The organism is Bacillus sp. COPE52, from assembly GCF_003355115.1.
Taxonomy (GTDB): domain Bacteria; phylum Bacillota; class Bacilli; order Bacillales; family Bacillaceae_G; genus Bacillus_A; species Bacillus_A toyonensis.
The window spans coordinates 3081618-3108565 of record NZ_CP031292.1 but is presented as its reverse complement, the minus strand read 5'-3'; the positions used below and the strand labels follow the sequence as shown (position 1 = coordinate 3108565).

Sequence of the window (26948 nt, the reverse complement as noted above, 5' to 3'; positions counted from 1 at the left end):
AAATTGATGAACAACAATACAGTAAATGAATCAGTTGAAGAAGTTCATAAAAAACGAGTAAGATCAAGAAAACGTTTTCCAAATTGGAAATTTATCGCAGCGGGTGTTGGTATAATTGCGCTTCTCGTTGGGGGAGTGAGTTATTATCAGGCAACTCACTTCAATTCGAATGTTACGATTAATGACACCAAAGTTGGTGGTATGAGTGCTGATCAGGCAATACAGAAATTAAAAACATCTGGACTAGCAAATAAAGTCTATGTCGATCAACAACAAATTTTAGATGAAAAAGAGACAAAAACAGAACTTACGGAAAAAGATTTGCCTCAAGTTAAGAAGCTATTAAAAAGCCAGTGGACATTTTTCCCTTCCTCAAAGGAAAAAAATTATTCAGTGCTACCGGAAAAGGCGGATCAGTATCGTAGTGAAACGATGAAAAAACTTGTAGAAGAAAAGCTCGTTTCTATGAATAAAGAATTAAAAGCACCTCAAGATGCTATGGCGAAGCTTGAACAAGGAAAAATTGTTATTTCGAAGAGCGTTGATGGAAAACAGTATGACGTTACTAGTCTATTGAAAGATTACGACAAGCAGAAATATAAAAGCGAAATTCATCTGAAGTCTACATACATACAGCCTATTAAAGAAGACGATCCAATTATCAAAAAAGAGGAGCAAGCACTACAGAATCTTCTTGGGCAGTCCGTTGAATATAAAGTACAGAATGAAGTGTATCCTTTAAAAGCGAAAGATTTAATTCAAAATGCCTCTATGTCAAAGGATATGAAAGTGACAATCGATGCGAGTGACATTAAGAAAAAGATTACTGAAATTAATAATGCTAAATCAACATTAAATAAAAATTTCAGCTTTAAAACCCATTCCGGTTCGGTTATATCAGTAAAAGGACAAGGCTACGGCTGGGCACTAGATGTTGAAAAAGAAACAAAACAAGTTCAACAAGCTTTTGAAAAGGGTGAAAAATCGCTATCTGCTTCTAATATTCACGGAAATGGTTGGGAGAAGGAAGGTATCGGTTATGAAACAACAGCGAATAACGGTATTGGAGACACGTATGCGGAAGTTTCAATTGCAGATCAACAAATTTGGATTTATAAAGATGGCAAATTAGCAGTCACAACAAATGTAGTAACTGGTAAACATAGCACGAGTGAAGATACATCACCAGGTGTGTGGTACGTTCTGTATAAACGAACACCATACACGTTGAAAGGCAGCGCAGTAGGTAAAGCTGATTATGCAGTTAAAGTAGATTACTGGGTACCATTCACAAATAGCGGTCAAGGATTCCATGATGCTGGCTGGCGAACAAACTGGGCGAATAATGCTTATTTAACAGGGGGATCAGGTGGGTGTGTTAACCTTCTTCCTAATGTTGCAAAAACTGTGTATGATAATTTGAACACGTATGATCCAGTTATCGTGTACTAGAAAATAGCAATCTTGCGTGAAGCGATGTATGAAGAACTTAAATTAAAAAAAGAAGCAGAAAATCGTGAGTGATTTTCTGCTTCTTTTTTATTATGTATACTATGTACTTCTCGTGTGCGGGGGAACTGTTATCTAGGTACATTTAAACATAACATGTGGTTATCAATTCAGAGAAAGGCATCTGATGGTATCTTTTCTTTATTTCCAAAAGGACTTGCTCAATATCATCATGAATTTTTATTGATGGCATTTATATATTTTTTTACTCATAAGAATAGAACTAGCTTAGTATTTACTGGGGGGATTAAGAATGAATAGGGATGAGACCTCATTACATCCTGATACGGGTGTTACGTCTGTCATGTTTGTTGAACGATCATTAAATGAAATTCGTTTTTGGTCTAGAATCATGAAGGAGCATTCTTTTTTTCTTCGATTGGGGTTTAGATGTGAGGATACCCAACTAATCGAAGAAGCTAATCAATTTTATCGATTGTTTGAACATATCGAACAAATAGCGTATTCCTATACAAATGAAACAGATCCTGAGCAAATAAAAAGATTTAATTCAGAAGTACAACAAGCTGCAACTAATATTTGGGGATTTAAAAGAAAAATTCTAGGATTAATTCTCACGTGTAAATTGCCAGGGCAAAATAATTTTCCACTGTTAGTTGACCATACAAGTAGGGAAGCTGATTATTTTAGAAAACGTTTAATTGAATTAAATGAAGGTAAATTAGATGCCCTTCCGGATGCTATTATTAAAGAAAATGTTTTCTTTTTAAGGATTATGGCAGACCATGCTAAATTTATTGGTCATCTTCTTGATCCATCGGAAAGAAAGCTTGTAGATACAGCACGGAATTTTAGCAATGATTTTGATGAATTAATGTATCAAGCAATTGACTTAGAATCTATGAAACCACAATCTCAAACAGTTCCTCTTTTAGATCAATTTTTAGATCAAAATCGTGTGTCAGTCACATCTCTTCGGGATTTTAAGAAAACGGCACGTGATTTAATTGAGCAATGTAAAATAAAGAGTATCATTCATCCATTATTAGCAGATCATGTATTTCGTGAAGCGGATAGATTTCTTGAAATCATTGATATGTTTGATGCTCATCTTACCAATATTAAATCACAACCTAGATATTAAAAAATAAGGAAAGATACTATTTTTCCTTAAGCTGAGAAGTTAACAATTTATTGTTAGCTTCTTTTCCTTGTGATTTTTAATATTTTCAAGCAATGTAATGAAGTATAATTAGCGTATAAGCTACAAGAACAAGGCAAACAGCTTGTGAAAATAGATAGGTGATTTCCTTCTGCAAAGATGTGTCGCGGTTGTAGAAACAAAAAAGAAATGTCACTATCTGAAAGAACAATGTAGACGATCGGAATTAAAAATGTTGAATAAAATTGACAATGAATATCATTTGCATTTATTATGGAATCGTCCCATGTAATTGGATATGATTTTTGTGAAAAAAAGTCTACTTTTTTATTAATGTAATAGATTTCAATTAAAATGTCACTTTCAAGAACTATCACTAATTTTTTTATGAATTTAAACGTAGGAAAGGGTAAGTAAAAATGAACTGGAAAAAAGGCGGATTATGGATTATTATTTTTTTCATTGTAAAAGGTACGATTTCTACACTTTTACTTGTTACAGGTGCTAAATATTTTAATTTATCATATATGCAACTTTTCGTACTAGTACTGATCTTATTACTGATTTCTCTCATAAGTCGAAAATTGCTTTATAGACATAAACAAAATAAAAAGCAAAAAGAGCTAAATATATAATGAAGCCCCAGAGACCTTTGGATTTCTGGGGTTTTACTTTTGGAAATTCATCCCGCTATTTGCGGGTAGTAAAACTCCCATCATTTATAATCTAGTAATAATTCATATAACCAAGAATACTTGGGCTAACAGATTTTATTAGAGTGCCATTATCTTTTTGTAACCGAATAGATTCATTACCGTTTCAGACTTATGTATGAATTCATAACCTAACAGTAAAAGGGGGATGATTGAAAATATGGCGAGTAATGAGGAATCAATTTGTCGACAGTTTGCCAGAATTATCGGTGGACAAGAAGGATTCGCCGGTGGAAAATGTGTAGCAACAATAAATCGGGAGGAAATACGAGCAACAATCTTAGGAAAACGTTTTAGAGTAACAACGTCCTTCTCATTTGAATCAAGAGATCATAAAACTGGACGGGCATTATGTCTAGGCCGAGTAGCACTCTTGCAAAAGGAAGTTACTGAATTTGTTGCTACAATTATTAAACAAGGTATAATTGTTTCGTCTATACACAATGAATGGTTATGTGATGATCCGAATTTGATTTACGTTAATATCGAAGACGTTGATGATCCACTAATTTTCGCAAAAAAAGTTAGAAGAGCGTTATGCAAGTAACAAATTTCTTTCGTTAAATGTTTGATTTTATTAATTAGAATTTTTTGGAATAGATTTAAGTGAATGATTTTATAAAAAAGAAGGCGTTCCATATTTGGAATGTCTTTTCTTAATAATTTTGCTGCTAATGTCGGCTGTTACATTATTTTAATTGATTATATGCTGCTTATCTTGCAACAATAAGAACTGGGTGAGGTATGTTAACTTGATGGCGATGAGCTTCGATTGTGGAAAACCTCCAGATTTTTATTAGCTGGTTAGTTGAGGAAGAATTTGTTCCACAACCATTAAGTTATTATCATACAAAAAATTCTTCTCCTGTAATCCCTTCAAATCGGTCAATCTCCGCGTCTTTTGAATTCCCTGAAAGTTGCTAAACTTAAGCTAAATAACTATACCCTCTCTAGAGAAATAATTAACATATCCTATGCAAGAAAGTTTAGGTAGCTAATAGCATATGTTTTATTGAAAGGGTGTGTTTGAATTATGGAAAGGCCGAATTGGGGAATTGGAGGATTAGTATTCGTTGGCTGCATGTTTCTTGGTGGAGGAGTGGGATCTATGTTAGGAAGTACTCAAACTGGATGGCTAATAGGAATGGGTACTGGATTTCTTGGGATGGCTTTAACGAGACTGATTAGAAAGTAATATAACGGGGATTCTTCTTCCGGTAAATAATGAAATATGTATGTAAGTAATTAATGCCAAAAGAACTTTATAAATTATAGTTAGAAGCTTCTCTTTTGTATTTGTCTTTTCTGATTTTTTCCATACATAGATATGATTCTCAAGTCAGAGGATGGCACCTTAGGGTGTTTTTTTATGCCCTCTAAAAATATCTTAACATATAATAGCCGAGTTTTACCTTCAGTCGCCCAGCAAGCATAAAAGGAAAAACACCTCATAAAGTGAAAGTTTAATCAGTGGGGTGTTTATCCCTCACTGATTATTAGCACTCACCAATCGGGCTGTTACGGCCCGTTACTGCGGGATAAAATAAAAATTCTGCACCATTTAAACTCTGGTAACAATACAAATGATCAAGAATAATTGAGCTAATAGATTTCGTTAGATTCCCATCATCTTTTTTATAATAGCATAGATTCATTATCGTTTCAGACCTATGTATTCATTCATAACCTAACAGTGAAAGGGGTGATGATGAAAGGTATGGCGATTAATGAGGAATCAATTTGTCAACAGTTTGCAAGAATTATCGGCGGACAAGAAGGATTCGTCGGTGGAAAATGTGTGGCTGCCTGTAGATATCAAATTTTATAAAATGTTATAAGAACATCATAAAAAGAAAGAGGATGAAGCGCTAAAAATTACTGTGGTCATATTAAGCGGGGAGATCTACGGAACTTCTGTAGAATGGAGAAGAAATAGTCAGCAGAAATCACACCGGAGGAATGTATGGAATAGATTTTGATTTTGAAAACAATAGGTAATTCATTTGACAATTAAAATGACCTAATTTAATATATATGTCATAGCATATAAATAGTGAAACAAATACATTCACTGTGAATAATTGACTGGTATGCTATATCCTTTTATATCTTAATTTATAGAGGTGATCCATGAACTTACATGATTTAATAGGCTATCTTGTTCATCGTACTGATGTGAAAATGACTAATTATTTTACAAAGAAATTAAAGCCGTATGGAGTTACACCAGAGCAGTGGGGAATTATTAGTGTTCTTTGTAGCCAAAGGGGCACTACTCAAAAAGAGTTAGCAGAAGCTATTGATAAAGATCAAACTACTGTCGTAAGAATGATACAGTCAATGGAGAGAAAAGGGATTGTAAAGAAGGCTTTGAATGACCAAGATAGGCGTTCACATAACCTTTTTTTAACTGAAAAAGGTGACGAGTTAAAGAAAACCATCTTGCCTGTAGTGAAAGACGCTCACCATTTCGTTACGAGTAATTTGAGCAAGGAAGAGATTAAAGTATTACAATCATTATTAAACAAATTGTATGATACACGCTATTAATACTTGTTCCTTATTAATACTATGCTATTCATAAGGAACAAACTTTGTTTTATGTATTATATATGCTATAGCATATAATTTCGTTTGTTTAGAGGAAGGAGAAGGTAGCTTTATTTTCTATGATATCTGATTCAGGATCACTTTTTTACCTAGTACCAGTCGAATTTCTGCATTGTATATGCTATAGCATATAATTTTTACCCCTTTAAATATTGAAGCAATTTCCCTATGATCAATCTCAGGAAATAGGGTATAGGTAGTGACTACTACCTGAACAATACTGAGTTTTTATCAAATAATAAGAAAGGTGTGATTACTATTTTAATTTTCATCAATATTGTAAAAGTTTTGTTGTTTGTGTTCTTTTTAATGACAGGTACGAAAATTATATCTGGGAAAATGGCAGAGGAGTTCAAACGATTTGGTTTACCTTCGTTTTTTAATTTCTTAACTGGAGCTTTTGAGATTGTAGGAGCAATTGGAATGTTGATAGGAATTTGGATTCCAATAGTAGCTTTATTAGCAGGATTGTTGTTAGGTGGTACGATGCTTGCAGCTGCATTAACTCTTATTGTATTAGCGAGAGATCCTTTTAAGAAAGCAATACCTGCGCTTGTTTTGTTTGTCCTTAGTTTAGGGGTAAGTTGTTATCATATTTTTTAAACATAACCTGAAGCCGTTAAACTGTATGCGTTCAAGTTGCTAACATTTTGTAGTTTTTTTACAAATAGGGGGATTCTCAAATTAATGCTTGAATAATAATAGCAATACGAATTTAGACATTACTATCATTCGAATCATAATCAGTAAAAGAATGGGAAGGATTTTTATACAAAGGAATTCCTGATGAATTTTATGTTAAAAATAGGAGTGAGTGAAAATGGCGTATTTATTACAAGTTGATTTTCCGTTTGAAGGTCCTTTTGGTGAAGAAATGGAAAAAGCATTTTGGGATTTAGCAAATAGTATTAACGAAGAAGGAGGATTCCACTGGAAAATATGGACTGAGAATGAAGAAACAAAAGAAGCTGGAGGCATTTATGTATTTGAGGAAAAACAAGATGCTGAAAAATACGCTGAAATGCACAAGAACAGACTTGAAGCAGTTGGTATTAAAGATATTAGAGTAAGAATTTTTAACATCAATGAAAAGTTAACGGAACTGAATCGTGGGTATATTAAATAATTTCGACAATCGGAGCAAGCGTAAAAGGAGGGGGATAATCCCCTCTTTTTTAAATTCTTAAATTGATGGTGAGGGGACTTGCACAAAAAAATCCCTATATAAATAGGGATTTGGGTATCGGTATATTGTTCCTTGGAAAAGGATGTATGAAGTGTAATATATGAGAGTTCTTATATTTGTGAAAGTGACGTAAAAGTACTTTAAAGAAATTTTATTGAAATAATTTCTTCTCCTTTAATTCTTTCAGTCTGCTTTTCCTTAACGTCTCATGCCCATCAAGCTAAGAAAACAGATGAACCCAAAAACAAAAAAATCCTTCGCAAAATTTGTGAGAGAAAAGGAGAGATAAAGGTATTTTAACCTTATCTCTCTTTTTCTATATTAATTTATTTTCAGGTAAGGAGTTGATTAGTTATTACTAGTTATAAGAACGTGAAGAAGTGTTGATTGCCGGTTGGAACTGTTGTAAAGGTTGAGGGGGGAATCCAAGGGAATATCAGAGATGTGCATGATCATTTGGCGCAGGGTTATTAATCCATCTTCTATGAAATCGTGGGATTATATAAGCATTTATTATCCTGGAGATTTTAAAATAAAACCTACCTAATTATAGAAGTGATTTGAACGTAAGGAAATTGTAAGAAATGCATAAGAAAAAAGAAATTTTTATTATGTAGGATACAAATATAGAGAAGCACAAAAGAGGGAGGATAAATAGGATTTATTTATACGAAAACCAAACTAGTAATAAGCACATTCTAAATAAAAAAATCATTTATGGTACTAACATACATGTGAAAAAGAGAGGTTTTACCGTTTATTACGACAGTATGGTGCTTGTAAAAATAAACAATATGAAGATGATTTCTGTGTAATTAGTAAGAAATAATATACAACCGCCGATACTATATGAATAGAGGGGAAGAGTGTCTTATGAAAATATATAATTAACTCCCATTTGCAGATTTAGCACTTTTCATTGCCGGAACTCTTTATTATACCTAACACCAACCGCAATGATAAAAACAGGCTCCACTCAAAATATACTTAGTTCATTACAAATAAGTACTCAACTAGATCGTACTTCCGTCGAACAAGTAATGCGAGATACATTGCAACTTGGACACCCCCGGGGTACTCGCTAAAACTTCCCAGGATAGAAAAACGTAGGGGTATGCAGCTGGTATATAGGATATAAGAACTAAGAACCGATGAAAACAGATTTTTACTTTCGCATTGGAAGTGTAACGACTTAAACAAATTTTTTTCTTATTTGCTTGGTGGCAATTACTGAAAGAACAGCAACTAAAACAAATATTCACTACAGTTTCTACAGGAAAGGGAGGAATCAATGGATATGGTCTAGGAATCTATGAAATTAAACTTCCTAACGTTGTCTCGATAGGGGGACATACAGGTGTTATTCCAGGATTTAATACTTTTGCTGGAGGGACACATGGAGGGAGGCATATGTTGACGGCAATTTGAACAGTATGGGTAGAGCCGAGAATCCTGGTCTTTTTAAAAGTATTTTACTTGTTGAATTTAGACAGTAGGGATAAAGGCGGAATAGTAGTTTATGTGATGTTTGTAATTGTACAAATAAAAGATGAAATCGATCATTTATCTAAGGAGGTATTTTTCTTATGGAAAATAAATTATCTGGGGTGTTAGCCGCTACCTTGGCTCTAACGATGAGCCTACCAACAGGAGCGCTAGCGTCTTCTAGCAGTAAGACTCCAGTTGTATCTAGTCAAGAAGTTGCTAGCCAAGATTTGGAGAAGATTGCTGCAGAGAACGCTGAACTACTCACGAAGTCCTATGAGACGACTAGCGTGCAGTATGCGCTGATTGATAATGGTAAACTTATTTTGTCGGGGCAGACAGGCAAGAATGACATAGAAGGGAAAGAGCCACTAACCAAAGATACTCTATACGGAATTGGTTCAACCAGTAAAGTATATACAGCTGCGGCTGTTATGAAACTAGTAGACGAAGGAAAAGTTGATTTGGATGCCCCTGTTGCCCGCTATATTCCTGAGTTCAAAATGAAAGATAAACGATATAAGCGCATCACACCGCGTATGCTGTTGAATCACTCCTCGGGTTTGCAAGGTTCCTCGTACAATAATGTATTTTTATTTAAAGATAATGATGCTTATGCCCATGATATCTTGTTGCAGCAATTGTCCAACCAAAACTTGAAGGCAGACCCTGGTGCGTACTCAGTATACTGTAATGATGGTTTTACGCTAGCTGAGATCTTGGTAGAGAGAGTCAGTGGTATGAGTTTTACTGAATTTCTACATCAAAAGTTTACAGAGCCATTAAAACTGAATCATACGATAACATCGCAAGACAAATGGGAAGACGAAAAGCGGGCTGGACAGTATTCTCCAAAATACCAGGGACAGCTTCCGAGTGAAATGGTAAATGCGATTGGTACGGGAGGAATCTCTTCTACTGCAGAAGATGTGGTGCGATTCTCACAAATATTTATGGGACAGGGAAAAGAAATTCTCTCTAATAGAGCAGTCAAGGCGATGGAACAAGAAGAATATAAAAGAGGCATGTGGCCGGAAGATAGCGAAAACATGTTCAACTATGGTCTTGGCTGGGATAGTGTGAAACTATACCCATTCAGTGAATATGGGATAAAAGCGTTGACTAAGGGTGGGGATACGGTACTGCAACATGCCACATTGGTCGTGCTTCCAGAACAGAAGATGGCAGCAGTTGTATTGTCCTCCGGCGGCTCCAGCACGACAAATCAACTGTTGGCAAACAAATTACTGTTAGCTAGGCTTAAAGAGAAAGGGACAATTAAGGATATAAAACCAGATAAATCCTTCGGCAAGCCAGTCAAGGCTAAAGTACCTCAAGACGTGGTAAAAAAAGCGGGTTTTTATGGAAATATCCAAAGCCATTTCAAAATAGAAATTACGAAGAAGGGAGAACTGTTTTTACCAACTAAACCGAAAGAAAAATATGTATATACGGCGGATGGAAGCTTTATAAATGAGAAGGGTACCTCCAAGCTTAACTTCGTTACTGAGAAGAATGGAAAAGTTTATTTGAGAGAGAGCACATATGAATTATCGCCGGGATTGGGGCAAAATGTGTTGACTCAATATTTAGCCCAAAAATTAGAAAGCAATGTGTTACCGAAGAAAACAGCAGCTGCATGGGCGAAGCGTGAGGGGAGCAAGTTCTACCTCGTTAACGAAAAATTTAATTCAATGAACTATCTAGGACTACTAATGCCTCTAAACACACAAATTACGCTCAAGGATGGGTATTGGGACGGCAAAAAAATTACAGGTCCAAATTCGGCGACGCATCAAATTCAGATTCCCGTGATAAATGGGCGGGATACGACGGAAGCTCATTTCTATACAGAGAATGGTAATGAATATATGGAGATGGCCAGCTTTTTATACGTCAGTGAATCTAACGTAAAATCCCTTGATGCAGGTCAATTATCGAAAGTTACACTGCAAGAAAATGGGCATGCCAAATGGTTTACGATTCCGCAAACGGCAGCAGGGAAAACGATGACTGTGAAGTTGCCATCAGGAAGTTCATTCGCGGTGTATGATGAGAATGGAGTATGCGTCAATTTTACCGTCGTTAGTGACAATAACAAAGTGAAACTACCAGAGAACGGAACGGTTGTATTTGCTGGCGCACCGAACTCCGAATTTACAGTTGCATTGAACTAGCTACAACTCGGGATAGACTTCAATAAAACAGTGCGACATGGAAAAGATATTTTATTTGTATCTTAAGTATTACCTTAAATAATATTACACTTAAATTCTTAGCTTAATAGCAATGGGATAGCACCACATGTCTATCAACCTAAGAAAATAAATCAACCCCATGTCCATCAAGCTAGTAAAAATAAATACCCCAAAAATAGTAAAATTGACATCTCCAGAGTAAAAATGTAAAAAATTATTGTTTAGTGGCAGCATAAAACCTTAGTTTGATAGCGATATGGCGCTACTCATAAAAAAAGAAATAGGAGAGAATATCCTATTTCTTTTTATTAATATAATAAAATGTGATGAATAGATCCAAAGTAATGATAATAATTAGAAGTAACAAGTGTATAAGTGCATCAGTTTTTCCGTTTAGTAAAGACTTTACAAAGAAATCCCATTCTGTTTCATAGGGAGGCTCTACCCAATTTCGTTGCAGTCCTAACACCATTCCATTTATGAAATAGACAATGCTTAATAGGATTCTTCCAAGAAATAAGGCAGTTGCTTTTATAGTCCACTTCTTTATCTTTATTATATAAAGGGTTGGAAATAGTATAAGCACCCAAAAAATAAGAATGTAAACAGCATTGATCATTCTCTATACTCCTAACAAAACGATTTTTTCTTAATCTTGGTGAATTTTCAGGGTGAAAGTTAATGGTGTTCAAACCGTTTCTGCACTTGGGAAAAAAGGAGACAGAATTCCGGCTCCTTTTCCTTTTCTATCTCTCCGTCTCAAAAAACTCAATCCACTCCCCATCAGGGCCAGCGAAGAATATGTAACGTGTTCCATCTGGTAATGTTTCGATTTCTTCTCCTAGTAAAAATGTTACGCCGTGTTTTTGAATTCTTTCAATTTCATCTTCTAATGAATCCACTTTAAAGCAAATATGATGTACTTTTCCTTCTGCTGGAAGAGAAGAGTTATAACCTTCGATGAGTTCCAGTATCGTTTCCTTCGATTCTTCCACACCTAAAAAGGCGAGTTTTAAATCTGGATTCGGGTGCCCCATACGTTTAATGAGCTGTAAGCCGACTACTTTTTCATAAAAAGTAATAGATGTTTCTAAGTTTGCAACCATAAGTCCAACGTGTTCTATTCTTCTAACTGGCATGTAGATTCCTTCTTTCTGAAAATTTTATATGTAAAATGATATTGAAAATTAAGAAAATAAGCAAGATAAAAACCTTACAAATTTTAGCGTGTTATATGGTATAGTGAGAAAGTATGTTTGGGGAGAAGGAAGGAGATTATACGATGAATACACCTACTCAAACTCCTTCATTATCGGCAACGATGAAAGAGTGGCATTATGCATTAGCATATGAAATTAAACATTGGAAAACGATAGGTGGTAGTAAAATTTCTATCATGAACGGTCGTTTTTTATATACAGATTATGAAAATACAGTGTATGTATTTCAGCTTATTTCGGAAGTAAGCTTACCTGAAGGTTCACCAATTCGAATTGAGTTCGATGGTGAGGAAGCGACAGGGGAAGTATTATCTGTACATGGATTAGAAATAGAACTGAAATTAAATGATTATATACAAGGTGAAATAAGAGAAGCGGTTTTATATAGTGAACCGTGGCAATTGTTAGAGCAACTGCAAGAGCGATTGAAAGAGGCACATAAAGATAAGCTAAAACGTAATCGTATAAAGCGTCTTGTTGATGGGACGAGCAGTCCGAAACATATTGAGAAGATGAAAAATCCGAAAAATGAATTGGCGTATCGTTCATTTTACAATCCGACAACGTACGTATGGGGACCGCCTGGAACAGGGAAGTCGTACAATTTATCACGTATTATTTCGGCTCATTACCAAAAAGGAAAATCGGTACTTGTGTTAGCTCATAGTAATGCGGCAGTGGACGTATTAATGAGTGAAGTAACGAAGCAAATTGAAAAGAAAAAGAAATGGACGCCTGGCGAAATTGTTCGTTACGGTTATAGTCAACATGAACATATACGAAATCATGAAACGTTACTTGCGTCGAAGTTAGTTGAAACGACGAACGGATCATGGGGTGAGGAAAGACTCTACTTAGAAGAAACACGCCAAGAACTTCGTGAAAAAATTTTATCGTATAAAGCAACATCTGCTGATAAGAAGCGTATACAAGAGATTGAAAGTGATCTTCGAAAGCAAAAAGCGAAAATTAAAGAAGTAGAAAAAGAATATATTGAAAATGCGAAAGTAATTGGTGCGACTTTATCAAAATGTGCAATTGATTCACTTATTTATGAGCGTACATTTGATTTAGTTGTCGTAGATGAAGTGAGTATGGCGTTCGTTCCGCAAATCGCATTAGCTGCTTCACTCGGAAAACGTATCGTCGTTTGTGGTGACTTTTTACAGTTACCTCCGATTGCGATGGCGAACCATGAACTCGTTCGCAAATGGCTCGGCGAAGATATGTTTTATCATGCCGGCATTGTTGATTCTGTAAATAAATCAGAAGCACATCCCAACCTTTTTATGTTGCAGGAACAAAGACGTATGCATGCGGATATATCGAAGTTTACAAACTCATTTATTTATAAAAATAGAGTATACGACCATCCGTCTGTTTCAGAGCGTAAGGAACTTGCGCAGCTACAACCGTTCGCAAATGAGGCAAGTGTTTTATTTGATACGAGCTTAATGGGAGCCTTTTCGTTAAAGGACGCTGCTTCTGGTTCTCGATTTAACATTATGTCTGGTTTAGTAGCGATGCAAATGATGTTAATCGGACTGTTAGATGGTGTGCAATCGATCGGTGTGGTTACGCCTTACAGGGCGCAGTCACGCTTTTTATCAACATGTATCAGGGAAATGTTGCAGAGAACGAAATATCAAAACATACCAGTTTTAGCGGCGACAGTTCATAAGTTTCAAGGTTCTGAAAGAGATATGATGATCTTTGATACAGTTGATAGTTATCCACAAGAACGACCTGGCGTGTTATTCTTTGACCATAAAAACCATCGCCTCGTCAATGTAGCAGTAACGAGAGCGAGAGGGAAGTTCATTCAATTATCGGATTGCCATTATATGCGTAAAAATCTTTCGAGAAAACAAGCGTTATCACAATTAACAGCTCATATAGAACGTCACGGGGATGTGTATGATCGCACGACATCCAGACAATTATGGGAGCGGAAAATATCGAAACGATTACGCTGGTTTATGGAAATGAATCCGGAGGAAACGAAAGGGCTATTAAAAGATATTTTAGCCGCAAAACGAAAAATCATTATTTCACTTCCAAGTACGAAGCAAGTAGATAAACGAGTATGGCAAGCGTTAATGCGTACAAATGCACAAATAACGGTTTATAGTGATGGACCAGTTCCATTAAAAAACATAAAGTTACAAAGACAAAATAAAGCATTCCCATTTGTATTAATCGATGATGAAATCTTTTGGGCAGGGGCACCACTCACATCTCAAATGATGTTTGAAGGTAGTACGGAATTTCCGTACATATGTGCAAGACTACAAGCACCTGAGACAATGGGTGTATTAAAAGGATTTTTAGATATTCGGTAAATTCGGATAGGAATTCCTTGACTTTTGTTTGGAATGAACTTAGAATGAAAATAATTTAATACAATTTTATGAAAATTCTTATCACGAGAGGTTGAGGGACTGGCCCTATGACACCTCGGCAGCGGATTCTTTACGAATACTGTGCCAATTCCAGCAAGGTAACTTGAAAGATAAGAAAGAAGCTCATTTTGACTGTATATACAGAAGCCTCTTTCTATCTTTTAGAAAGAGGCTTTTTTACGTGAAAATAAAAGGAGGAAGAAAAATGGGAGCGACAGGAGTAACGTCACAAAGAAAAACAATTGAAGAGAGCATAGAAAGAAATAAGGAAAAGTACATAAAAACAAGTCATGATATTCATGCGAATCCAGAGATTGGTAATCAAGAATTTTATGCATCAAGAACGTTAAGTTTATTACTAGGTAGTGCTGGTTTTCAGCTGCAGCATAATATAGCTGGGCATGAAACAGGTTTTATCGCACGAAAAAGTTCAGGAAAACAAGGACCAGTTATCGCATTTTTAGCGGAATATGATGCTTTACCAGGACTCGGTCATGCGTGTGGTCACAATTTAATTGGCACAATTAGCGTTGCAGCAGCAATCGCATTATCAGAAACGCTTGAAGAAATCGGCGGAGAAGTTGTCGTGTTTGGAACACCAGCAGAAGAGGGCGGGCCTAATGGTAGCGCAAAGTCGAGTTATGTAAAAGCTGGGTTATTTAAAAACATTGATGCGGCGCTTATGATTCATCCGAGCGGAAAGACAGCGACGACGAGCCCTTCACTAGCAGTCGATCCACTTGATTTTCATTTTTACGGAAAAACAGCTCATGCCGCAGCTTCACCTGAAGAAGGGATTAACGCATTAGATGCGGTGATTCAGCTATACAACAGTATTAATGCGCTTCGCCAACAACTTCCCTCAGACGTGAAAATTCATGGCGTCATTACAGAAGGCGGAAAAGCACCTAACATTATTCCTGACTACGCCGCAGCAAGGTTCTTCATCCGTGCAGCTACGCGAAAAAGATGTGCGGAAGTAACAGAAAAAGTAAGAAATATAGCACAAGGAGCAGCGTTAGCAACAGGTGCAAAAGTAAAAATTCATCAATTCCAAAATGAAATCGATGAACTACTCGTAACTAAAACATATAACGACATCGTAGCGGAAGAACTAGAACTACTAGGTGAAGAAGTAAATCGTAAAGAAAGAATCGGCATCGGCTCAACCGACGCCGGAAACGTCAGCCAAGTCGTACCGACCATTCACCCGTACATTAAAATAGGTCCAGATGACTTAATTGCGCATACGAATGAATTTAGAGAAGCAGCCCGTTCAGAATTAGGAGACAAAGCGTTAATTACATCGGCAAAAGCATTAGCAAATACGGCGTATCGATTAATTACGGAAGAAGGGTTGTTAGAGAAGGTGAAGGAAGAGTTTAGAGAGGCGCAGAGGAATCAGGGATAAGGGAATTAAGGTGCTCTTTTCGAATAGCAATCTAATTAATAAGTAGAGATAACAAAAAAGAACATTGAAATATCAATGTTCTTTTTTGTTTACTAATCATTGATTTTGTTGGTTTTTCTCATAAAGGAAAAACTTTTACTGTTAGCAGGAGATAATACGTATCCCTTTATCAGAACGACAATTTCTCCTCAAACTCACTCTTTAAAACAATTAAAGGAGATGATAATCCGAATTGCATTAACGAGTCTAAAAATGTAGCGAGAGAATCCATCGAATCGCTCATGACCTTCATCATATAATTAAATTCCCCGCTAATTCGGTATAAATCTGTTACTTCAGGAGCGGCATTACAATATTGGATAAAATCAGAGCATTGGCTCGTTTTAAACATGATGAATGCTTGAATGTTTTTATTAATTTTGGAAGGCTCAAATTTTGTTCGGTAAGCTGCGATAACTCCTTGATCTTCAAGTTTATTCATACGTTCCTTTACAGCAGGCTGCGTCATGGATATAATCCGTCCTATTTCTGAAACAGAAATTCTTGCATTTTCATACAACAAGTTCATAATTTTATGGTCAATTTCATCCAATTTTACTGCGTTTTGCATTGTGTAGCCTCCTTATTTTGTTTTTTAAGTGAATCACAAATTATAACTATAATATCATAAGTGAATGAACTAAATTACCTATAAATCTATATTTAAAATGATTGGTGTTTGCATGAAAATATAAGTATAGGTTTTTATCAAACGGAAATTTAGGAAGGATGGAAAAAATGAAGAATCTTGATGGAAAAGTAGCGTTAGTAACAGGAGCGAGTCGCGGCATTGGCCGTGCCATTGCAATGAGATTGGCGAAAGATGGTGCATTAGTTGCGATTCACTACGGCCGAAATAAAATAGCTGCAGATGAAACGATTAGTGAGATTGAATCTAATGGAGGAAAAGCGTTCTTAATTGAAGCTGAGCTCAATTCAATGGATGGTGTCAAAAAGCTAGTAGAACAATTAAAAAATGAATTACAAATAAGAGTTGGTACATCAGAGATTGATATTTTAGTAAACAATGCAGGGATAGGTACACAAGGAACGATTGAAAATACGACAGAAGAATTTTTTGATGAAATTATGGCCGTAAATATTAAGGCGCCATTCTTTTTAATTCAGCAAACATTACCGTTACTACGAGCAGAGGGGCGCGTTATTAACATTTCATCAGCTGAAGTAAGACTTGGTTTTACAGGATCCATTGCATACGGTTTAAGTAAAGGTGCACTCAATACGATGACACTTCCTCTAGCTAAACATCTTGGAGAAAGAGGTATAACAGTGAATACAATTATGCCTGGATATACGAAGACTGATATGAATGTGAAATTGCTAGATAATCCGGAAATACGAAATTTTGCTACGAATTCATCTGTGTTTGGACGAATAGGGCAAGTTGAAGATATTGCAGATGCAGTAGCATTCCTTGCTTCTTCTAATAGCCGCTGGGTAACGGGGCAGATTATAGATGTTTCTGGAGGGTTTTGTTTATAGGGGCACTACTCCATACCCATCAAGCTAATCAAGCAAATTACTAGATATGAAACGATTCTTGTTTCATATCTAGTAATTTATAGAAAGGTAGGCATGCTAAAGAAGCCTATTAAAACGTGATTTTTTCGCTAGGCAACTTGAATAAGGGAGCTATTTTTAATTATTCGTAATCTAAAATAATCAAATTTTATTTTACAGTAACAATAAAATAAAGTTATTGACCACGCGGTACAAAAAAGAGTATTCTATTCATGTTATCTTTAAAATGAGAGGAGGATACGATTGAATAAACGCGGCAGACCTCGAGAGTTTAATTATTCCTCAATTGTAGATGTTGCAATGAAAACATTTTGGTTAAGAGGATATGAAGGGTGTTCTACACAAGATTTATGCAGTGATACAGGACTTGGAAAAGGAAGTTTATACAATACTTTCGGTAGTAAACATGAACTGTATAAACAAGTATTAGAACGCTACCATGAAATTGGGATTAGGGAACAAAGGAAATTGTTAGATACTCCAATTCCAGTTAAAGAACGATTAAGTAATTTTTTTGAATGGGCATTGAAAGAAGATTTTGAGAATATTGATCAAAAAGGATGTTTATTGATTAATGCCAGTATAGAACGTGCTAAAAACGATTTAATGGTACAAGAAATTTTCTCGAAGCATGTTGAACTTCTTAAACAAGCTATTGAAACAGTGATGGAGGAAGGATTGCAAACAGGTGAAATTTTAAAGAAGCAATCAGCTGAGGAATTAGCTAGTCTGCTTTTAAGCAGTTATTACGGATTCCGTGTTCTTAATGTATCGATGCAAAATCGGTTGTTGTCTGAACAAGTTATCAAAGGAACAGTAGAGTCTATTTGTGGCGCTTAGTGCGCTCTTTTTTCGCACTATTTTTGTACCAATCATTACAATAATGAATAAGGAGTGTTTTTATGCCATCGATTATTTATTTATTAGCTTTAGCAATCTTTTGTATGACTACATCAGAATTTATGGTTGCAGGTATGATGAATGAACTTGCTCTTGCATTCCAGGTTTCTGTATCATCTATTGGGTATTTAATTTCAGCTTATGCAGGAGCAATGGTAATAGGAGGCCCCATTTTAACTGCAATCCTCTTACGAATACGCAGCAAACAAGCATTATTGTTTTTAATGTTCGTATTTTTAATTGGTCAATCGCTCGGAGCCATTGCTTGGAACTATAATATTATGATGATTTCACGTATTATAACTGGTATTGCTTCAGCTTCAGCTTTTGGAGTTGCGATTTCCTTTTCTGCAACATTGGTTCACTCTGATTCAAGGGGAAAAGCTGCATCAATTGTACTTGCAGGTTTAATGTTCGCAACTGTATTAGGTTTACCTATAACAACCGTTATTTCGCACTATTTTGGCTGGCGTATTAGTTTTGGGGCTGTTTCTGTTCTTGTGCTAGTATCAGGGATTATGATTCAACGGTTGTTACCATCATCTTCAAATAAAGAGCAATTAAGTTGGAAAGATGAACTTCTGCGATTTAAGAATATTCATCTTTGGGCAGCGTACGTAACAAGTATGTTCATTATTGGTGGTACGTTTGCAGCATTTAGTTATTTCACTCCGATCTTTACAAATATCACAGGCTTTTCAAGTGCAAGTATTCCATATTTACTTGCTCTCTATGGTAGTGCGACGGTAATTGGGAATATAATAATTGGCAAGTTCGCTGATAAATTTACAATGAAAATACTTATGGGTGGATTAATTATATTAATCATAGCGTTGTCTTTATTTGCTTTAAGTGCAGAGAATAAATACATTGCAGTTATTTCTACGATTTTTATTGGTTTAACTGGTGTAGCATTGAACCCAGCTATGGTTGCGAGGGTGATGAAAACAGCTAGTAATGGAATAATGATAAATACCGTTCATAGTTCTTTTATTACGCTAGGTATTGTTATTGGTTCGTCACTAGGTGGTCTTGGGATCAGTAAAGGATATGGTTTTGTATCTCCGCTATGGATTGGAGCTTGTTTAGCTATCCTTGGGATAATTTCATTATTCCCATATTTACATAAAGGAAAGGCAGATTAAGATGTTTAAAATTTCTTTATATGGGGGAGCACCACATTACTAGCTTGGTAGTACCACACATCCATCAACATAAAGGACTATTTTTGAACTTGATATTTATGAAATATGCACCCGAAAATTTATAGTAATAATTCTAATGTTACCTCTCTAGTTAGTAGGATATTTTTTCTTAATATATGCATACTAAACATACTATAAAAAGTACATAGAAAGTGAGAGAATCATGGCTAAATTTTTGAGGCGTTTAAAATATAGAGATAATCCTAAGTCATTTCCAATACGAGACAATACTCATTTTCAGGAAAAAAATATTGAAGACGCCCTCTTAGACGCTGATTTAACCAAAAACATAGCTAATATTCAGAATATATTTCGTCAAGCGCCTGATTTAGTAATTCGGCGGTTTCAAATAACAGTAGATGGATTAGAAGCAGCTTTAGTATATTTGTCTGGATTAACAGATAAAGAATTGATTCAAAATCATGTTCTAAGTCCTTTGATGAATAGTGATTTTAATACCAATACAGAACTTCCAATTCCATTAGGACAAATTAAGATTATTAATACATTGAGTCAGATTGAAAATGCTATTTTTGGGGGAGATAGTGTTTTATTAATCCACAGTCGAACAACAGCACATCAATTGGATACAAAAGGATGGCCACAAAGAAGTGTTGAAGATGCACATAACGAAATAGCTCTAAAGGGTGCACATCAAGCATTCATAGAAACTGGAAGTCAAAATATCGCAATGATTCGAAGATATATTCCTTATCGTGAATTAGCGATAAAAGAAATAGTAATTGGTGTACGAAGCAAAACCAAAATTTCTATTTTATATTTGAAAGATGTAGCTTCTGAAGATGTGCTGAAGGAATTAGAAACACGAATTCAAAATATTACAATCGACGCTGTGACTAGTAATGGCGAACTTATAGAATTCATTGAAGATCACCCTTACTCGCCGTTTCCGCAATTTATATTAACTGAAAGACCTGATTTGGCTGTATCTCACATTTTACAGGGCAGATTTGTAACTGTAATGGATCATTCACCTAATGTATTAATTACTCCAACAAATTTTATTTCCTTTTTTCAAGGAGTTGATGATTACGGTACAAGGTGGTTAGTTGCTTCGTCTATTCGGTTGCTTCGTTTTATCGCTTTTATGGTTGCTTTATTTCTGCCGGCGAGTTATGTTGCGTTTATTTCCTTTAATTTTGAAGTTATTCCTGTAGAGCTATATTTATCTATTGCTGAATCAAGAACGCGCGTACCCTTTTCTCCAGTTATGGAAGCATTACTTATGGAAATAACATTGGAAACGATGAGAGAAGGGGCTTTGCGGATACCTACTCCGATTGGTCAGACAGTTGGAATTGTAGGTGGTATTGTCATTGGTCAGGCGGCTGTTCAGGCAGGAATTGTAAGCAACATTATGATTATTGTTGTCGCTGTTACCGCGATCTCTTCTTTTGTTATTCCTAACTATGATATGGGAGCGTCAGTAAGACTTTTACGTTTTCCAATGATGCTAGCAGCTGCCTTATTTGGAATTGTAGGACTTGTTATCGGGTGGATGACTTTAATTGGGCATCTAAGTAGTCTTAAATCGCTAGGTACTTCTTACGGAACACCATTAGCACCCTTTCGTTTTGCAGATATGAAAGATGTTTTTGTACGCTTTCCTTTATGGACAATAAGAAGGCGTCCTAAGGGGAATGGAACCAATCAAACTATTCGACAAGGAAAGAATCGTAATAAAAGGTGAAATTATGAAAAAGTATGCCTATAATGAAATCACTCTTATGCAGTATATTATTTTAATTAATGGAGTGCAGGTGGGCACTGGCGTTTTATCGCTTCCACGTGTGCTTGCAGAAAAGGCTGGAACAGATGGATGGATAGCTATATTGATTGGTTGGATTTTCTCCACAATATCAGGTGTGTTTATAGTGAAAACAGCTGCAAGATATCCTGAGGATACGATTTATGATATTCTTATACGATTGTTTGGAAAAATAGTAGGGAAAGCATTGGTTGTTATTTACATGATGTACTTCGCTTTTTATTCTTGTATCGTTCTTATAAACGCTATGCTTTACCTTAAGGGATGGCTTCTCCCGAAAACGCCTGACTATATCGTTATCTTTTTGTTTTCGATTCCTACCTATTTTGTTGCACGTAACGGTCCTAGTATTTTAGGACGATACGCCGAACTTTTTTTTTATATGGCGCTTTGGATTCCGATATTTTTTTTAATCCCTCTTATAGGGAATGGAAGTTGGATGCCCTTCTTTCCGCTTTTAAAAGAAGGATGGAAACCTATATTAACCGCTGTACCAAGCACTGTTTATGCTTATTTAGGATTTGATATTGCTTTCTTTTTATATCCATTTTTACAAAAAAAACAGTATGCAGTCCATGGAATGGTTATAGCAAACACCTTAACGATGTTATTTTATTTATTTGCTACTATTGTTTGCTTTGCCTATTTTAGCCCTGATAGCATTACGCAATATAATCAACCGGTACTAAATTTACTGAAAGTAATTGAGTTTCGTTTTTTAGAACGTTTTGACATGATTTTATTGGCTGTTTACTTAACCATTGTTTCCACATCATGGATTCCTGCCCTATACTGTTCTGTATTTTGTTCAAGCCAATTACTTGGAAAACAAAATCACAGCTCTCATGTAGTTGTTCTCTTATTACTTATTATCGGATTCACATGTTGGAGTCATCCTAGTTGGAATGAATCTGAAATTTGGCAACAGGTATTATCGAATGTTGGATTAGGGGTAACATATATATCACCTATTATTTTATGGCTGTATTGCTGTCTATATGAGAAGTTTCGCCAGGGGAGGGTACATTGAAAAGAAAAGTACTATATTGTATTTTGTTATTGGTGTTCATGATGACTGGATGCTTCGATCAAAGAAATGTTGAAGATGTTTCTCTTACTCTTATTCTTGGTATCGATTTAGATCGTAATGATAATTTATTAGTATATATATCAAGCCCTGTTTTCAATAAAGAAGCAAAAATAAAAGAAGAAACAACTGGTGTGAAATCTGCTACGGTCCGAAAAGCTAGAGACCAATTTGATGCTACGGTTATGGCGCTTACTGCGGGAAGTAAAACACAGGTTATTTTAGTTGGAAAAAGGTTACTGAAACAAAAAAACTGGGAAAATTACCTCGATCCATTTTACCGTGATCCAAAAAATACAGTTACTGCAAGGGTTCTCGCTGTAGATGGACCTGTTTCGGACGTTATCTTCTATAGCCCAAAGGATAAGCCACGACTTCCTATATATTTAACAAAACTAGTTGATACGGCTTTTTTAAGAAATATCACAGTAAAAACAACTCTTCAAGAACTATATGAGCAAAGAGCAGACAAAGGGCTAACAGTAAATATTACTGAAGTGAAAAAAAAGAATAAAATATGGGTGACAGGTACAGCTTTGTTGGATGAAAAAGGAAAATATAAATTAACGCTAAAACATGATGAAAACAAGCTTTTACGCATTTTGCAACAAGGAACTGCAGGGGAGTTACCATTTACAGTTCCAATTAAGATAAATTCGGATGGTCAAGATAAAGATTTAATAAGTTTTACTGCCTATGGTATTGAAGTAAAGACAAAGGCAAGATATGATGAGCATTTTATATTTAATGTAAATGTAAAGATGAGAATCGGTATTACAGAACGACTTTTTACCTTTAATACAAGAAAGGACGCAGCAAAATTACAAAAGGCGATTGAAACTAAGTTGGAAGCTGATTTCAAGCAATTAATACAAAAAATACAAACCGCCAAAATTGATCCTATTGGGCTTGGAGGATATGCAAGAACATACACATATACTGAATGGAAAAAAATACAAAATAATTGGGGTAACGAATTAGCAAAAGGCGATGTAAACGTCAAGGTTAACATTAAAATTGCCGGAATGGGTACGATTAAGTAACATGAATTCAACTGTGATTCGTACTAAGATTGCAAGTACTGTCTACTTTAGAAGGAGAAATGTCTTTAGCAGGAGTACCGTCACATCGCTATGAACCTTAAATTTTATAGTACCCCCAGAACGAAAGTTTGTGTTAACTTGTAACAAAAACGCTCATTTTTTCGTCTTGGGGTAATTCTGAATTCTTAAGGTGATGGCGATGGGGTATTGACCCTACCTATCAACTTAAAAATTTTATAACACCTCAAGCTAAAAATTTCGTGTATTTTTGACAGAAGGCAGCTTATTTTTCGTTTTGGGGGTATTTGCATTTCTTAGCTTGATGGTGATGTGACGGTACCCCAATCGTAATTTATATGAAAAGAACTCCTCAACAGATGAAAGAGTTCTTTTTTATTTTCACATTCATTTTTCATCTTTCATTGATCAATAGACATTCCAACAAATAACTCTAAAAAGAACATAAATTCGTAAATGATCAGAACAAACTTCCAAAAGATCCTTACGCAATCTATTACCATGCGTACTACTCAATAGGAAAAAATGCCTGCCACTCCCTGAGAAATGTCGAATCTGCAAAATTCATTCAACATTTCCAGGATGATGACAATGGATTATTTTTATAATTCTATTTTCTGGTCACCACGTTTCTCTAGGTTTTTAGCAGTTTTACTTTGGGCAACATCTTTTTGGTCTTTAAAGGTTCCCATGAGAAAATCATAGGCTGGATTCGTAACACCATACCAGTAATTTTCATTTTTGAAGTGATGCCATAAATGAACTTTTTTCATCCATCGCCCCCATGGTGATATTGGTTGAAGGGGGCGATGCGCGATATAATGCTTCCACTCATAAAATAATAAAAAGAGCATAATACCTGCAATAAATGCGTTTGTCATGACAAAGCTGGATGAAAGAAAATAAAAAATCGCTCCTGAAATTGCAATGTTTGGCACACTATACCATAAGGGTAAAAATAATAAATGTAATTCATTCGGATTTGTATGATGGTCATAATGTAGGCGCTTAAGCGTTTTTAATAAAAATGCATTCTTTGGTGGCTTTAGATGAAAAATAAACCTGTGAGTAGCGTACTCAGCTAAGGAATACATAATCATTCCCAAAATAAAAGCACCCCAAATTCCGATAGAGGTTAAATGTAAAATCATAAATCCAAAGCTAGTGAGGAAAAGACAGCTCATAATCAAAATATCAGGATAGGAAAAATATTCTTTAAAATATTTTAGTTTCATTTATCACGCCTCCAGCTTTCTTTGTTTTTTTTCTATCTTTCCAAAGAGCCAAGCTTTTCTCCAATGTTGTCTTACACAATCTTTCTGCTTCAATCGCATCTCCCTTTAATGCAGCTTTTAATAAATCGTGATAATAGTTGAAGGATAACTCACGATGATCTTTTACAGAAAAATACCTTTTTGCCATATCTACATAAATGGAATCAAAGCTATTTAAAATGAGTAGAAAGATTGGATTGGCAGCAAGCCCAGCACACCTTTTTTGCAAATCCCAATCAAATGCTGCATAGCTTTCTGCACTATCTTCAAGTTGCTCAAGATTAGCAAGGAGAGCAACCACTTTAGGTTGATTAAACGTAACAGCATTACGAATATAAGTCGGAGTCAACGAACTTCTAAATTCTAATAAATACATAATAAATTCATCTGTAATGGTATGATGATTCTCAACAATATTAATAAGAGTCGTTAGATTACCATTGCTCCAATAATCATTAATAATCGATGGCATTCCTTTTCTTCCTGTTATCCACCCACTTCTTCCTAAACGTTGAAGCGCCTCACGAATAGTTGGGCGACCAACACCAAATTCTTTCGCAAGCTCTCTTTCCGGCGGTAAAGTGCTTCCTATAGAATAAACACCGGCCAATATGGATTTAATTAATTCGTTCACAATTCTATCTGAGGTGCGTTCCTTTTCTTTCAAGTCATCGTCTCCTTTATTTTATGGTAATACATGTTCAAGACATTGGTAATACCAAAATTATATAATGAATTTGAATTTTCTGTCAATGGTAAAGGAGTGAATTTTTATAATTAGGATTGTCGAACTTTCTATATATTTCTATGAAAAGAATAGTTTATTTTCATTGCTTTCGCACTCAACTTCTTTAATTTTAAGAAAATTTATTTATCAATCCGCTATTTTAGAAAAAGGAAAAAACCATCACTATAGAACGAGGAGAAGATCCATTTTATTTATGATTAATGACAATGGCAAGATAGAAAATTATGAACTGGAAGGAATATAAAGGGGATGAAAATGATTGTTCCTGTAGGACAATGCCTATCAAGTTGTAATTATTGAGGATGTTTTAAATAAAGCTGAATTAGAAAAGATTATACTTTCCATGCTAAATCAAAAAATAGGGTTCTTAAGATAAGTATCCTAAGAACCCTATTTTTGAAAAGAACTTCTAAATTGGACTGAGAAAATTTAGGATTCCTAAAATAACTAAGATCTAATTAACCATAGAAATATAAAATTTCCATTTTGGGCGTACTTCAGAATATTAGCTTGATAGCGATGGGGGAGCACCACATCACCATCAAGCTAATGCTTTCATATCCCCCTAAATTAAAATTTTCTTTCTCTACATATAGCTATTCTGAGAAGCCGCTCATTTTTTCGTTTTGGGGGCATTTCTTTTTCTTAAGTTGATGGGCATGTATGGTGACCTCTATTAGACGATAGTGAATTAATAATTTCGGGGTTCAGTTCAACTTTATTCAAAATAAGATTTTTTCGCAGTAAAATTAATGTTAGTGGAACTTTTTAATCAAACTTTTTTCTAAATTAACATAAATACTTGCAATAATTAAATTAGTACTATATAGTTCTAGTTATGACAAAGGTAAAATTAATGAATCAAAAACGTGTGATTGAAGTAGCTGCAACATTATTTTTAGAAAAAGGGTTTGCTTATACAAGTATGGATGAATTAGTACGTGTAAGCAAAGTTTCAAAGTCTAATGTGTATTATCACTTTTCTAATAAGGAAGTATTATTAGAAGGGGTCGTTGATTATTGGATTGAAATGTATCAATCTGCAATTGATGACGTACTTTCTCAGAACCAATTTTTAGTTGAAGATCGTATCCAACTGTTTTTAAAGCAATTATCACAAGGAGTTCAATCGAGAGAGTATAAGGGGAGCTGTCCATTTATTACTCTTTATATTCAAAGTCCTAAACAGGCCACGCAAATAAAAGAAAAAATAGGTCTTTTTTTTACAGGATTACAAAAGAAAGTTTCTCTATTACTTAAACAAGGGGTAGAGAATGGAGAATTCAGAAATACGATTCATATTGATGAGGTTGCATCACTTTTTATTACAAATCTTGAAGGAGCGTTATTTATTTCAGAAACATTGAAGGATGCAACTGTAATCACGAAAACAGCAGATCATTTTTTAAAATTGCTTCGATAAAAGAAGCATTTTTTTTACATCAA

Annotated in this window: 23 protein-coding genes, 3 pseudogenes and 1 riboswitch; of the genes and pseudogenes, 21 read left to right on the top strand and 5 right to left on the bottom strand. The window is 35.1% G+C overall.

Features of this window, described 5'->3' with window-relative positions; genetic code table 11:
- The first annotated feature begins 6 nt into the window (after positions 1 to 6).
- The 12 genes and pseudogenes from DPQ31_RS15545 to DPQ31_RS15495 all read left to right on the top strand — a co-directional run bounded on the left by DPQ31_RS15545 (position 7) and on the right by DPQ31_RS15495 (position 10803).
- A complete protein-coding gene (locus DPQ31_RS15545; protein WP_097952197.1) occupies positions 7 to 1452 on the top strand; it encodes a L,D-transpeptidase family protein in 1446 nt (481 codons plus the stop codon).
- 310 nt (positions 1453 to 1762) lie between these two features.
- Positions 1763 to 2614, top strand: coding sequence for a DUF2935 domain-containing protein (locus DPQ31_RS15540; protein WP_001078035.1), 852 nt, complete (start codon positions 1763 to 1765; stop codon positions 2612 to 2614).
- Between the two features lie 108 nt (positions 2615 to 2722).
- Positions 2723 to 2842: pseudogene (locus tag DPQ31_RS29375) on the top strand (RNA-guided endonuclease TnpB family protein); the annotation flags it as partial.
- A 209-nt stretch (positions 2843 to 3051) separates the two neighbouring features.
- Positions 3052 to 3267, top strand: coding sequence for a hypothetical protein (locus DPQ31_RS15535; protein WP_001104095.1), 216 nt, complete (start codon positions 3052 to 3054; stop codon positions 3265 to 3267).
- A 238-nt stretch (positions 3268 to 3505) separates the two neighbouring features.
- Positions 3506 to 3892, top strand: a complete 387-nt coding sequence (locus DPQ31_RS15530) for a DUF1259 domain-containing protein (protein ID WP_000157863.1) — start codon at positions 3506 to 3508, stop codon at positions 3890 to 3892.
- Positions 3893 to 4378: 486 nt separating this feature from the next.
- Positions 4379 to 4540 (top strand): hypothetical protein, encoded by a 162-nt coding sequence (locus DPQ31_RS15525; protein ID WP_000441014.1) that lies wholly within the window; start codon positions 4379 to 4381, stop codon positions 4538 to 4540.
- Positions 4541 to 5023: 483 nt separating this feature from the next.
- Positions 5024 to 5149, top strand: a pseudogene (locus DPQ31_RS15520) (cytoplasmic protein); the annotation flags it as partial.
- A gap of 326 nt (positions 5150 to 5475) precedes the next feature.
- Complete coding sequence (locus DPQ31_RS15515; protein WP_097952191.1) at positions 5476 to 5895, top strand: MarR family winged helix-turn-helix transcriptional regulator; 420 nt, start codon at positions 5476 to 5478, stop codon at positions 5893 to 5895.
- 312 nt (positions 5896 to 6207) lie between these two features.
- Positions 6208 to 6558 carry a DoxX family protein gene (locus tag DPQ31_RS15510; protein WP_097959585.1) on the top strand — a complete coding sequence of 117 codons (351 nt, stop codon included), beginning with the start codon at positions 6208 to 6210 and terminating at the stop codon, positions 6556 to 6558.
- Positions 6559 to 6775: 217 nt separating this feature from the next.
- Positions 6776 to 7081, top strand: coding sequence for a monooxygenase (locus tag DPQ31_RS15505; RefSeq protein ID WP_208730620.1), 306 nt, complete (start codon positions 6776 to 6778; stop codon positions 7079 to 7081).
- A gap of 978 nt (positions 7082 to 8059) precedes the next feature.
- Positions 8060 to 8637 (top strand): annotated as a pseudogene (locus DPQ31_RS15500) (alkaline D-peptidase).
- 90 nt (positions 8638 to 8727) lie between these two features.
- A complete protein-coding gene (locus tag DPQ31_RS15495) occupies positions 8728 to 10803 on the top strand; it encodes a serine hydrolase domain-containing protein (protein ID WP_208730619.1) in 2076 nt (691 codons plus the stop codon).
- Between the two features lie 316 nt (positions 10804 to 11119).
- On the opposite strand, the gene DPQ31_RS15490 is transcribed toward DPQ31_RS15495, so the two are convergent.
- On the bottom strand, positions 11120 to 11443 hold the full coding sequence (locus DPQ31_RS15490) for a hypothetical protein (RefSeq protein WP_000606340.1): 324 nt from the start codon (positions 11441 to 11443) through the stop codon (positions 11120 to 11122).
- Between the two features lie 127 nt (positions 11444 to 11570).
- Entirely contained in the window at positions 11571 to 11963 is a 393-nt protein-coding gene (locus DPQ31_RS15485; protein ID WP_001145291.1) for a VOC family protein, read from the bottom strand.
- Between the two features lie 113 nt (positions 11964 to 12076).
- On the opposite strand from DPQ31_RS15485, the gene DPQ31_RS15480 reads away from it, so the two are divergent.
- Positions 12077 to 14386, top strand: coding sequence for an AAA domain-containing protein (locus tag DPQ31_RS15480; RefSeq protein WP_141555948.1), 2310 nt, complete (start codon positions 12077 to 12079; stop codon positions 14384 to 14386).
- 75 nt (positions 14387 to 14461) lie between these two features.
- A riboswitch (SAM riboswitch) is annotated at positions 14462 to 14563 on the top strand.
- A gap of 88 nt (positions 14564 to 14651) precedes the next feature.
- Complete coding sequence (locus tag DPQ31_RS15475; protein ID WP_000501381.1) at positions 14652 to 15857, top strand: M20 family metallopeptidase; 1206 nt, start codon at positions 14652 to 14654, stop codon at positions 15855 to 15857.
- 169 nt (positions 15858 to 16026) lie between these two features.
- On the opposite strand, the gene DPQ31_RS15470 is transcribed toward DPQ31_RS15475, so the two are convergent.
- On the bottom strand, positions 16027 to 16467 hold the full coding sequence (locus DPQ31_RS15470) for an Lrp/AsnC family transcriptional regulator (protein ID WP_001178574.1): 441 nt from the start codon (positions 16465 to 16467) through the stop codon (positions 16027 to 16029).
- Positions 16468 to 16634: 167 nt separating this feature from the next.
- Between DPQ31_RS15470 and DPQ31_RS15465 the strand changes: the two genes are divergently transcribed.
- The 6 genes from DPQ31_RS15465 to DPQ31_RS15440 all read left to right on the top strand — a co-directional run bounded on the left by DPQ31_RS15465 (position 16635) and on the right by DPQ31_RS15440 (position 23462).
- A complete protein-coding gene (locus tag DPQ31_RS15465) occupies positions 16635 to 17399 on the top strand; it encodes an SDR family oxidoreductase (RefSeq protein WP_208730618.1) in 765 nt (254 codons plus the stop codon).
- Between the two features lie 282 nt (positions 17400 to 17681).
- Positions 17682 to 18278, top strand: coding sequence for a TetR/AcrR family transcriptional regulator (locus DPQ31_RS15460; protein WP_087969170.1), 597 nt, complete (start codon positions 17682 to 17684; stop codon positions 18276 to 18278).
- Positions 18279 to 18340: 62 nt separating this feature from the next.
- Positions 18341 to 19483: an MFS transporter gene (locus DPQ31_RS15455; RefSeq protein ID WP_087969171.1), complete on the top strand. Its 1143-nt coding sequence runs from the start codon at positions 18341 to 18343 to the stop codon at positions 19481 to 19483.
- Positions 19484 to 19706: 223 nt separating this feature from the next.
- Entirely contained in the window at positions 19707 to 21254 is a 1548-nt protein-coding gene (locus tag DPQ31_RS15450; RefSeq protein WP_208730617.1) for a spore germination protein, read from the top strand.
- A gap of 4 nt (positions 21255 to 21258) precedes the next feature.
- Complete coding sequence (locus DPQ31_RS15445) at positions 21259 to 22362, top strand: GerAB/ArcD/ProY family transporter (RefSeq protein ID WP_098001556.1); 1104 nt, start codon at positions 21259 to 21261, stop codon at positions 22360 to 22362.
- Positions 22359 to 23462: a Ger(x)C family spore germination protein gene (locus DPQ31_RS15440; RefSeq protein WP_199633559.1), complete on the top strand. Its 1104-nt coding sequence runs from the start codon at positions 22359 to 22361 to the stop codon at positions 23460 to 23462. Before DPQ31_RS15445 ends, DPQ31_RS15440 begins: the two co-directional genes overlap by 4 nt.
- Positions 23463 to 24082: 620 nt before the next feature.
- Here DPQ31_RS15440 and DPQ31_RS15435 read toward each other — a convergent pair.
- Positions 24083 to 24715: a sterol desaturase family protein gene (locus tag DPQ31_RS15435; protein WP_061530651.1), complete on the bottom strand. Its 633-nt coding sequence runs from the start codon at positions 24713 to 24715 to the stop codon at positions 24083 to 24085.
- On the bottom strand, positions 24696 to 25421 hold the full coding sequence (locus tag DPQ31_RS15430; RefSeq protein WP_199631357.1) for a GntR family transcriptional regulator: 726 nt from the start codon (positions 25419 to 25421) through the stop codon (positions 24696 to 24698). Before DPQ31_RS15430 ends, DPQ31_RS15435 begins: the two co-directional genes overlap by 20 nt.
- 937 nt (positions 25422 to 26358) lie before the next feature.
- Here DPQ31_RS15430 and DPQ31_RS15425 point away from each other — a divergent pair.
- A complete protein-coding gene (locus DPQ31_RS15425; protein WP_001072318.1) occupies positions 26359 to 26925 on the top strand; it encodes a TetR/AcrR family transcriptional regulator in 567 nt (188 codons plus the stop codon).
- Positions 26926 to 26948: the final 23 nt, after the last annotated feature.

Excerpts from the sequence above, each read along its gene's own strand:
- DPQ31_RS15545 (WP_097952197.1), top strand. The coding sequence starts at position 7 with ATGAACAACAATACAGTAAATGAATCAGTTGAAGAAGTTCATAAAAAA.
- DPQ31_RS15540 (WP_001078035.1), top strand. The coding sequence starts at position 1,763 with ATGAATAGGGATGAGACCTCATTACATCCTGATACGGGTGTTACGTCT.
- DPQ31_RS15535 (WP_001104095.1), top strand. The coding sequence starts at position 3,052 with ATGAACTGGAAAAAAGGCGGATTATGGATTATTATTTTTTTCATTGTA.
- DPQ31_RS15530 (WP_000157863.1), top strand. The coding sequence starts at position 3,506 with ATGGCGAGTAATGAGGAATCAATTTGTCGACAGTTTGCCAGAATTATC.
- DPQ31_RS15525 (WP_000441014.1), top strand. The coding sequence starts at position 4,379 with ATGGAAAGGCCGAATTGGGGAATTGGAGGATTAGTATTCGTTGGCTGC.
- DPQ31_RS15515 (WP_097952191.1), top strand. The coding sequence starts at position 5,476 with ATGAACTTACATGATTTAATAGGCTATCTTGTTCATCGTACTGATGTG.
- DPQ31_RS15505 (WP_208730620.1), top strand. The coding sequence starts at position 6,776 with ATGGCGTATTTATTACAAGTTGATTTTCCGTTTGAAGGTCCTTTTGGT.
- DPQ31_RS15495 (WP_208730619.1), top strand. The coding sequence starts at position 8,728 with ATGGAAAATAAATTATCTGGGGTGTTAGCCGCTACCTTGGCTCTAACG.
- DPQ31_RS15490 (WP_000606340.1), bottom strand. The coding sequence starts at position 11,443 with ATGATCAATGCTGTTTACATTCTTATTTTTTGGGTGCTTATACTATTT.
- DPQ31_RS15485 (WP_001145291.1), bottom strand. The coding sequence starts at position 11,963 with ATGCCAGTTAGAAGAATAGAACACGTTGGACTTATGGTTGCAAACTTA.
- DPQ31_RS15480 (WP_141555948.1), top strand. The coding sequence starts at position 12,077 with ATGTTTGGGGAGAAGGAAGGAGATTATACGATGAATACACCTACTCAA.
- DPQ31_RS15475 (WP_000501381.1), top strand. The coding sequence starts at position 14,652 with ATGGGAGCGACAGGAGTAACGTCACAAAGAAAAACAATTGAAGAGAGC.
- DPQ31_RS15470 (WP_001178574.1), bottom strand. The coding sequence starts at position 16,467 with ATGCAAAACGCAGTAAAATTGGATGAAATTGACCATAAAATTATGAAC.
- DPQ31_RS15465 (WP_208730618.1), top strand. The coding sequence starts at position 16,635 with ATGAAGAATCTTGATGGAAAAGTAGCGTTAGTAACAGGAGCGAGTCGC.
- DPQ31_RS15455 (WP_087969171.1), top strand. The coding sequence starts at position 18,341 with ATGCCATCGATTATTTATTTATTAGCTTTAGCAATCTTTTGTATGACT.
- DPQ31_RS15450 (WP_208730617.1), top strand. The coding sequence starts at position 19,707 with ATGGCTAAATTTTTGAGGCGTTTAAAATATAGAGATAATCCTAAGTCA.
- DPQ31_RS15445 (WP_098001556.1), top strand. The coding sequence starts at position 21,259 with ATGAAAAAGTATGCCTATAATGAAATCACTCTTATGCAGTATATTATT.
- DPQ31_RS15435 (WP_061530651.1), bottom strand. The coding sequence starts at position 24,715 with ATGAAACTAAAATATTTTAAAGAATATTTTTCCTATCCTGATATTTTG.
- DPQ31_RS15425 (WP_001072318.1), top strand. The coding sequence starts at position 26,359 with ATGAATCAAAAACGTGTGATTGAAGTAGCTGCAACATTATTTTTAGAA.